The sequence below is a fragment of the Leptospiraceae bacterium genome (genome assembly GCA_025059995.1).
GTDB lineage: Bacteria > Spirochaetota > Leptospiria > Leptospirales > Leptonemataceae > SKYB61.
Genome location: JANXCF010000010.1, coordinates 65,908 through 73,810 on the forward strand (window position 1 = coordinate 65,908; position 7,903 = coordinate 73,810).

The following is a 7,903-nucleotide window of genomic DNA, read 5'->3' on the forward strand; positions in this document are numbered from 1 at the left end:
AATCATTCTTTTGTCAAACAGAAAGAAAACTTTTTAGGACTTTGAGGCAATCAACCAAATCCCCAAAATCAAAAATCCAATCCCAATCCATTGAACGAGCGCCAACTTTTCGTGAAATAAAAACCTCGAGACCAAAAGCACAACTGCGAAACCAGAAGTTGTCATAATAGGATATGCAATACTCAAGGGGATTTCCTTAAGAACATAACGGTAAAATAAAAAAGCCAGACCAAAACTCAAAATTCCTAAAATCAACCAAAGATTAAAAATTTTTTTTATCAGTGAACCATCATTTTCGTAAATAGCACTGGCTTTGAGAAACACATTCGCAAATGCATTTAACAAAATCGCAACAATCAGCACAATCAATGTAGTGGGACTCATAAACGTTCTAAAAAGTATAATACTTCATTCGTAGGTATCAAATTACGTCGTTCTATCTTTCGATGAAAGACCTTTCGGATTTGAAAAAAACTTTGATAACTTTCCCAGATTTCTTCTTGAGTCACACTAAAAGGAGGTCCCGTTTCTTGTGAGTCATCTATTTCTGGGAATTCCATCGTAATCAAAAAATACTTAACTTGTCGAAAAGGTTTAGTCAAAGCCTTGATTTTATCTACGTATTTTTTTCTCAGGTTTTTGGGTAATGCCACCAAAGAAGCTCGATCATAAATCCCTAAAACCTTATGCACATAAGGTCGAAAAAAGTCCTCAGTCAAAGAAAAAAAATCCCCATTGAAAATCTTAATCCTCTCATCAAGAGAAGAATAAAGATAATTCTCCCCAATTGATTGTATTGTATAAGGAATTTTGTTTTCTGAGAAAAATTCCTCACAAGCAATGGAGGAAATTTCCACACCCAAAACTTCATGATTACGATGATAAAACCAAAGCAAATCCAAAGACTTACCACAAAGGGGAACAAAGATCAAAGCATTTGAAAAAGACAAATCCCAAAAAAAACTTTCTCCAAAATGATCCAAAAAAGGATGAAAAAAGTCTTGATGAAAACCTATCTCTTTATTTTTCCATCGTTCTAACCAAAAATCCAAATCCATAAAGACTTTCTTCTAATTTTTTTTCGAATTCTAAAAAGTCTTCAATTTTTAGATTAATCTTAACTTTATGGAAATAGGATGTATTTTCTTGATATACTTTGTGATGGATTAATCTCACCCAATCTTTTTCTGTGATCAAAATCGGTATTTTGTATTTTAGCCAACTTTGAATTTCTTTTTCTTTGAATTGATGATGATCAGGATATATCCACGCTTTTTTTATGTGAAAAGAACCTTCAATCAATCGCAAGAAAGAATGAGGATTCCCAATCCCACATACAACAAGAACCTCTTTTTGTTGGAGCTCTGGTTCAATAGCATGAAGTCGAACTTCTGAAAAAAAAATTGGTTTTTGAAAGCCTTTTGACAGCTCAAACCAGAAATCAAAATCATTAGGTTTTTCATTTTTTCGGGTTAAAAAGATTACATCAGCTCTCGAGAGTTCATCTAAGGGTTCTCTGAATCTTCCTAATGGCAGTAATTTGTATTTCATGGGCGAGATAGTAGTATCCAAAAGCACAACATCCCAGTTTCGATACACACTTGGATTTTGAAAGGCATCATCCAAAATCACAATCTGAGCATCATTTCCATAATCAGAAATGAGCTTTTTTCGATTCTTTCCACAAACTACTTTAAAATTTTTATAGTTTTTTTCAAGTAATTGATGGGCTATCAAATACGCCTCATCGCCCGAAACAAAAGAAGAAACATGGATCTTTCCATCAGAAGAAACTAAAAGTTCTCCCGAGAATTTGCCTTTATAACCTCGATGAACAATCAAAACAGAAAATCCCCGTTTTAAAAAAAATTCTGATAGAAAGATAGTAAGAGGTGTCTTCCCCGTCCCTCCCGTGGTAAGATTCCCTATAGAAATAACGAACTTATCATGAAAAATTGCCTGATTTTTCTTTCGATGATGATATTTCCATCGATGGAGCCGTAGGTATAATCTTTCCAAAAAAGTAAACTCTCTTTTAAGAATGGAATTGGAGTTCATATAGATTTCGATAAACTCCATTTTTTTGGAGTAATTCTTGATGGTTTCCTACTTCTACAATGGAACCCTCTTGTAAAACATAAATGATGTCGGCTTTATAGACGGTTCTTAATCGATGGGCAACGATAATCACGGTTTTTTCTTTGATGGCATCTTCTAACGCCATTTGGATCAATTTTTCATTTTCGTTATCTAATGCACTGGTGGCTTCATCCAAAATCAAAATCTCGGGATCAACAACCAAAGCACGAGCAATGGCAATACGTTGTCGTTGTCCTCCTGAGAGCATCACTCCTCTTTCCCCCACAAGAGTATGATAGCCTTGAGGCAGGGTTTCAATAAAATCATGTATATGAGCTATTTTACAGGCTTTTATTACTTTTTCAAAAGGAATGTCTGTTCGAAACAAGGTAATATTCTCCAAGATTGTGGCATGAAACAAAAAAACATTTTGAGGAACAATCCCTATTTTCCTACGCCAAGATGCTATTTCATAATCTTTGAGATTTCGTTGATCTACCAAGATATCTCCTTTTGTGGGCTCATAAAATCGAAATAGAAGATCGATCAACGTAGATTTTCCACTACCTGACTCTCCCACTAAGGCAACCACTTGATTTTTGGGAATTTTTAAGTTAATGTTTTTTAGAGCAAAGTTATCTCTCTGGGGATAACGAAAAGAAACTTCTCGAAATTCAATTCCTTCTTTTAATCCTTCAAAAGGAATGTTAGTCTGGGAAACTTCAAATTCATCTTTGCTATCAATGATTTCTCGGATTCTCTCTGCTGCTGCATCCAAAATCCCCATAACATTCACTACCACCGAAATCTGAATGACAGGTCTCATCACAAAAAGCAAAGTAAAAAAAAACGCAAAGAAATGTCCTTTTGTAATGTTATCTTGGACAATCTCATAAGCACCCCATATCAAAAACGACAAAACAATCAAGGTGATCACCATTTCCGAAATAGCAGGACCTACTTGATGGTAAAAATGTCCTCTATAGTTATCTTTATAGAGTTTTTCGTTAATGAGATTAAAACGCATTTCTTCGAATTTTTCCATCGAGAATGCTCGTATCACCCGAATGCCAGAAATCACTTCGTTGATGTGGGATAATAAATCCGCCAAACGTTCTTGTTGGCTTTTTGCTGCTTTTTTGACTTTGACGGCAAATTTATTAATAGGAATCATCAAAATTGGAATCCCAATCACGATGAAAAAAAACATTTTCCACGAAATCAAAATCAACAATGCCACATGAGTGATGATATAAAAAAAATTCACTACCATTTCTTGGAATTCTACCGCTATGGTACGAGAAATTAAGTGGATATCGTTAACAACACGACTCAAAATATAACCCATTCGTTCCTGCTCATAATAAGAAACATTCAAACAATTTAGTTTATCCATAACCAAATTTCGTAAATCCCGCATGGCATAAAATCCACCTGTTCCAAACAAAAAGGTCGAAAGTATGAGGGAAAAGATTTTCAAAACATACACAGGCAGGATAAAGAGAATGATTGTAAAAATGATTTCTTTGTTCGTTTTCCCTTCGAAATAAGAATTAATAGTTAGCTTGAGTTCTACCCAATAAGAATAAAGTCTTTCGTAAATTTTGAGGGATGCTTGTTGTTGAGATTTTTCGTAGATTTTTCGTTCTTCTGGTCCGATTTCAATTACTTGAACAGGTTTTTCACTATCCAAAGTATTAAAAATAGGCACAAACGAACTCAAAGAAAACAAATTTGCAAATGCAGCAATCAACGCAAAAATCATCCCCAAAAGAAAACGAAATTTATATCTCCAAAGAAACTTAAAAATCCACGAGAGATTTTTTACTTTGATCATTAAAAACGAAAATCTCCAATACCAAATACAAAATTAAGTTTATCATCCTTTGGGATAGGAAGAAGCTGTCCATCCTTATAGTATCTTTTTTGAGCTAAATACAACCTAATGGGGAGAACCGGGATTTGAACCCGAAGCCCAAACCCTACAGAATATAAAAAGCGATCCAAAGCAAGGTTTCTCAACGAAAGAACGTACCTTTGGGGATCGTTCCATTCTTTTCGAGAACCGAAGAAATACTTCACATTTCGTATCAAATCATAACGATCAATCTGATAGATTTCTATGGGGTTTTTCCCTTCGAAAAGCTTTCGATAATTTTCTTCATAACTTTCGATGTATTCTTTTTCAGCTCCTATCAGTTCCCCTAAGTTTAAATAACCACTCCCTGCATCCACGAAGAAAACAAACCACAAAGCTGTAGGTTCAATCGGAAACCGCAACTCCAAACTACCCAAAATCAGATGGTTTACTCCTCCAAATTGATACCATGGCTGGGGAAATTGTTGATCTCGCAAAAAATCATAACCACGTATCGTTTCATACCCTCCTAAGTAAAGTTTATCTGATCTTTCTAAATAGGGGTTGGATTCTTTGTTTTGTTTTTTATTGTAAGGTGTGGTTTCGTGGGTGAATGTCATCGATAATCTTGATTCTAATGTAATCGCCCATCTTGTCAATTTGTTATTTCGAATGAGTCCTCCGAATGTATAATCTCCCAAGCGTTGATAATTTGTAAGTAAAATTTTATAGCGATTATAGTGATCATCTCCTCCTAAAAGTTGTCCTACAAATTCCACAGAAAAATCCATCACTGAACCTTTGGTGGGATTGAGGTAATTATCTATGGAGCTGTAAGATAGACCATTAACTAAAGAAGATTTGAATTGCCATCCTAAGTTGCTACGTTGGATGATGGTGGTGTCTGCCAAAGAAGTAGGTCGAGTGAATGTTGACCAAGTCGGAGAATAACGATGATAATGGGACCAATGCAAAGATAAGGCATGAGCCACCCCAATCCCAACAAAAAACGCATCATAGTCATAAGATGCTTGTTCGAAAAGGTCATACGGATCATCGCTGATTTGTAGTGCTGTAGTTTCATTTCGTTGGGAACTGAATCCACCATACAAAGACAAGGACCAAGGTCTTGGGATATTTCGATAACATTCTTCTTCTTTTAGGACGAATCCGCTGAGTTTCTTTCGGATTATCCATTTGAGTTTATCTAAGGTTTCAATAGAAACTTTTTCTGAGGGAATATCTTCCCAACGCTTGATTTGTAGTTCTTCTTTGATGGCAAGTTCAATGGAGTTAGCTAAAAGTAAATTTTCTGATTTGAAGGATTCAATCAGTAAAGTAAGGGTTCGATAATCAGGAGCTTCATCGAACGTTTTTTGCTTTAAGAACCAATACCTTCCTGTGATGTTTTCACATTTTTCATAAAACCAAGGTTCTGTCCAAGATACACTTATAGTTCGAATCGTAGGACCGTACTGCAATTTTGTAGATATTTTTTGCCCCGTTCCAAATAGATTATTTTCTGTAATTTCAGTAAAAACTGAAAATCCTGACACGGTTCCATAGGTTCCTCCCATGGTGATGGTTCCAGTGGGTTGTTCTTCCACACTGATGATCAAATTCATTTTTTTGTCATCAGAACCTGGACGCATTTCCAAATTAACTTCTTTGAAATACCCCAAATTGAAAATCCTCTCGCGACTTTTTTCTACCAAGATTGAGTTGAATAGCTGTCCTTCTTTGATGAGCAATTCCCGACGAATAACTTTCTCTTGAGTTTTTTTCATTCCTTTGATGATGATGTTTTCTATGTATGCTCTATTATTTTCTCGAATGATAAAGTGGGTATGGCGTAAAACAATCCCTTCTTTTTTTGGGTCATTTTTTAAAAGGTTTTCTAATTTTTCTAAATCTATACTTTTTGCCACATATTGGCATACCTTTTCTTCTTCATTGCGTGGTGCGGTGATTTCTCTACATCTACGATAACGATTGATGGTTTCTTGATTCAAAGGAAAATGGGTATAAATCGGCTGGATTTGGGCATAAACGTAGCCTTGAGAAGAATACGCTTGTTGTAAAGTATTTCGATCCCGAAAAAACTTCGTTTCATCCAAAACTTCTCCTGCATCTTCTGGCTGAAATTCTAACATAGATAAAAGTGCTGATTCCTCAAAAACAGGACGTATTTTTTCTTTGTTTTTTCGCTCAGGAGGATTGTATTCTTTGTTGATGTATTCAACATCATGTTCTATGGAATAACCACCAAAATAGCGAATCTCTCCTTCGATAAGTTTGTAATTGACAATTACTACTCGACCTTCTTCTGGTTTTTTTGGGTTTTTCCACCGAATTTCGTAGAAAGTTCCCTCAGGGTCAATTTCCGCGTTCACATATCCTTTTGATTTCGCATAAGCCACAATACGAAACTTATCTTCCTCAAACTTTGATTCTTGAAAAATCCCATCTTCGAAAATTCCTTCTTCTTTTTGTTCCAAAACCTCAATGATGTCATTAGGATTGAGATTTTTTAGTCCAATGATATTGATTTTAGAAATAGGGATATTTTTACCTTCGTCGATATAGTAAATTACAGTGACTTCGTTATCTTTTTCTTCAACTCGATACCAAACACTTGCTAAAAAATAACCTTCTTTTAGATATTTGTTTTTAAGAATCTCTACTCCACTTTTTACATCTTGTTGGTTAAAGATATCCCCTTCTTTGATGGGAAGAAGGGTCTTTAAATCTGCTTCGTAGATTTCTTCTTCCCCTATGATTTTGATCTCTTTGATTTTGGGAAGCTCTTCCACCACAATGGTGATTTGGAGGGTATCATCAGGTAGTGTTTTAGCATAAATTTTGATATTTTTGAAATTTCCCAATTTGTATAGATTTTCTATAGCAAAATTCACATCTTCTTCTTGAAACACACTATTCACTTTAAAAGGAATGTTTTCTTTTACTTCTATTTCAGAAACATTGACCAAGCCATAGACTTGGATTTTACTTATCGTTTTACCTTTGTAGTCTTCAATTTTTGATTGTATTGGTAAAAAAAATAAAATAATAGAAACCAAAAAAAACTTACTTTTCAGGTTCATTGGAGTTAATGGAAAAACCAAATTTAAAAACCAGCATTTTGTAAGATGTCATGTAATGCAACAAGAAATTCAAAAGAGTGATTTTTAATATTGATAGAATTTTTTTCAAAGAAAGTAAAAAATGTTTTGCCACAGAATTTCTTATATTTTCTCTTTATTCCATGTCATCATTCGATTTGGTTTCGTATTTGCGTTCTAATCCACCAATTGCGTTAGTTGGGGCAACTAATGATAAAACCAAATATGGAAATGTGATTTTTCATGATCTCCTCCGAAAAGGCTACACCGTGTTTCCCGTAAATCCAAGAGCTACAACCATTGATGGATATAGGGCATACAAAACCTTAGAAGAAGTAGCAAAAGAAAATACGATTGGTCTTGTTGTGTTTGTAGTTCCTCCGAAAATTACGTTAGAATTGCTGAACGACGCATTGAGGTTAAACTTAAAAAAGGTTTGGATTCAACCTGGTGCTGGTGATGAAAACGTTCGTGAATTTTTAGAAAAACACCAATTTGAATTCCTTATGGATGCTTGCGTAATGGTAATGAGTCGAAAATAAGTTTACGTTTTAACAGAGCTGGTAAGAAAACGTAAGTTTCGCAAATAAATTTTCCCAGGCTTGTTTAATGTCTTGATTTTTCAAAAAATAAGTCCCAATCAAAAATCCATCTACTACATTAGATAATTCTTTTAGTAGATTGGGATCTTCAATACCCGATTCCGCAACAATCAAGATATCGGGTCGACTCTTTCGTATTATAGGTGTTAGCTCAAAAGATAAACGGGTGTTTATTTTTAAGGTATCTAAGTCTCGATGATTGATGCCAATGATTTTTACAGGAAAATCAAGTATGAGCTCAA

7 protein-coding genes are annotated in these 7,903 nt (G+C 34.7%); 1 reads left to right on the forward strand and 6 read right to left on the reverse strand.

The features are described 5' to 3' along the window. Positions 1–33: 33 nt before the first annotated feature. The 5 genes from NZ853_11295 to NZ853_11315 are packed head-to-tail and all read right to left on the reverse strand — an operon-like array spanning position 34 to position 7,041. Positions 34–384, reverse strand: a complete 351-nt coding sequence (locus NZ853_11295; protein MCS7206269.1) for an SMR family transporter — start codon at positions 382–384, stop codon at positions 34–36. Further along, a complete protein-coding gene (locus NZ853_11300) occupies positions 381–1,058 on the reverse strand; it encodes a hypothetical protein (protein ID MCS7206270.1) in 678 nt (225 codons plus the stop codon). The genes NZ853_11295 and NZ853_11300 overlap by 4 nt, the downstream gene beginning before the upstream one ends. After that, positions 1,021–2,058 carry a tetraacyldisaccharide 4'-kinase gene (lpxK, locus tag NZ853_11305; protein ID MCS7206271.1) on the reverse strand — a complete coding sequence of 346 codons (1,038 nt, stop codon included), beginning with the start codon at positions 2,056–2,058 and terminating at the stop codon, positions 1,021–1,023. The genes NZ853_11300 and lpxK overlap by 38 nt, the downstream gene beginning before the upstream one ends. After that, positions 2,036–3,916: an ABC transporter ATP-binding protein/permease gene (locus tag NZ853_11310; GenBank protein ID MCS7206272.1), complete on the reverse strand. Its 1,881-nt coding sequence runs from the start codon at positions 3,914–3,916 to the stop codon at positions 2,036–2,038. The genes lpxK and NZ853_11310 overlap by 23 nt, the downstream gene beginning before the upstream one ends. After that, a complete protein-coding gene (locus NZ853_11315; protein ID MCS7206273.1) occupies positions 3,916–7,041 on the reverse strand; it encodes a BamA/TamA family outer membrane protein in 3,126 nt (1,041 codons plus the stop codon). Before NZ853_11315 ends, NZ853_11310 begins: the two co-directional genes overlap by 1 nt. A gap of 161 nt (positions 7,042–7,202) precedes the next feature. On the opposite strand from NZ853_11315, the gene NZ853_11320 reads away from it, so the two are divergent. Continuing rightward, a complete protein-coding gene (locus NZ853_11320) occupies positions 7,203–7,601 on the forward strand; it encodes a CoA-binding protein (protein MCS7206274.1) in 399 nt (132 codons plus the stop codon). A gap of 9 nt (positions 7,602–7,610) precedes the next feature. On the opposite strand, the gene NZ853_11325 is transcribed toward NZ853_11320, so the two are convergent. Next, positions 7,611–7,903 (reverse strand): hypothetical protein (locus NZ853_11325; GenBank protein MCS7206275.1); only part of this gene is annotated, 293 nt, incomplete at its 5' end.

Excerpts from the sequence above, each read along its gene's own strand:
- NZ853_11295 (MCS7206269.1), bottom strand. The coding sequence starts at position 384 with ATGAGTCCCACTACATTGATTGTGCTGATTGTTGCGATTTTGTTAAAT.
- NZ853_11300 (MCS7206270.1), bottom strand. The coding sequence starts at position 1,058 with ATGGATTTGGATTTTTGGTTAGAACGATGGAAAAATAAAGAGATAGGT.
- lpxK (MCS7206271.1), bottom strand. The coding sequence starts at position 2,058 with ATGAACTCCAATTCCATTCTTAAAAGAGAGTTTACTTTTTTGGAAAGA.
- NZ853_11310 (MCS7206272.1), bottom strand. The coding sequence starts at position 3,916 with ATGATCAAAGTAAAAAATCTCTCGTGGATTTTTAAGTTTCTTTGGAGA.
- NZ853_11315 (MCS7206273.1), bottom strand. The coding sequence starts at position 7,041 with ATGAACCTGAAAAGTAAGTTTTTTTTGGTTTCTATTATTTTATTTTTT.
- NZ853_11320 (MCS7206274.1), top strand. The coding sequence starts at position 7,203 with ATGTCATCATTCGATTTGGTTTCGTATTTGCGTTCTAATCCACCAATT.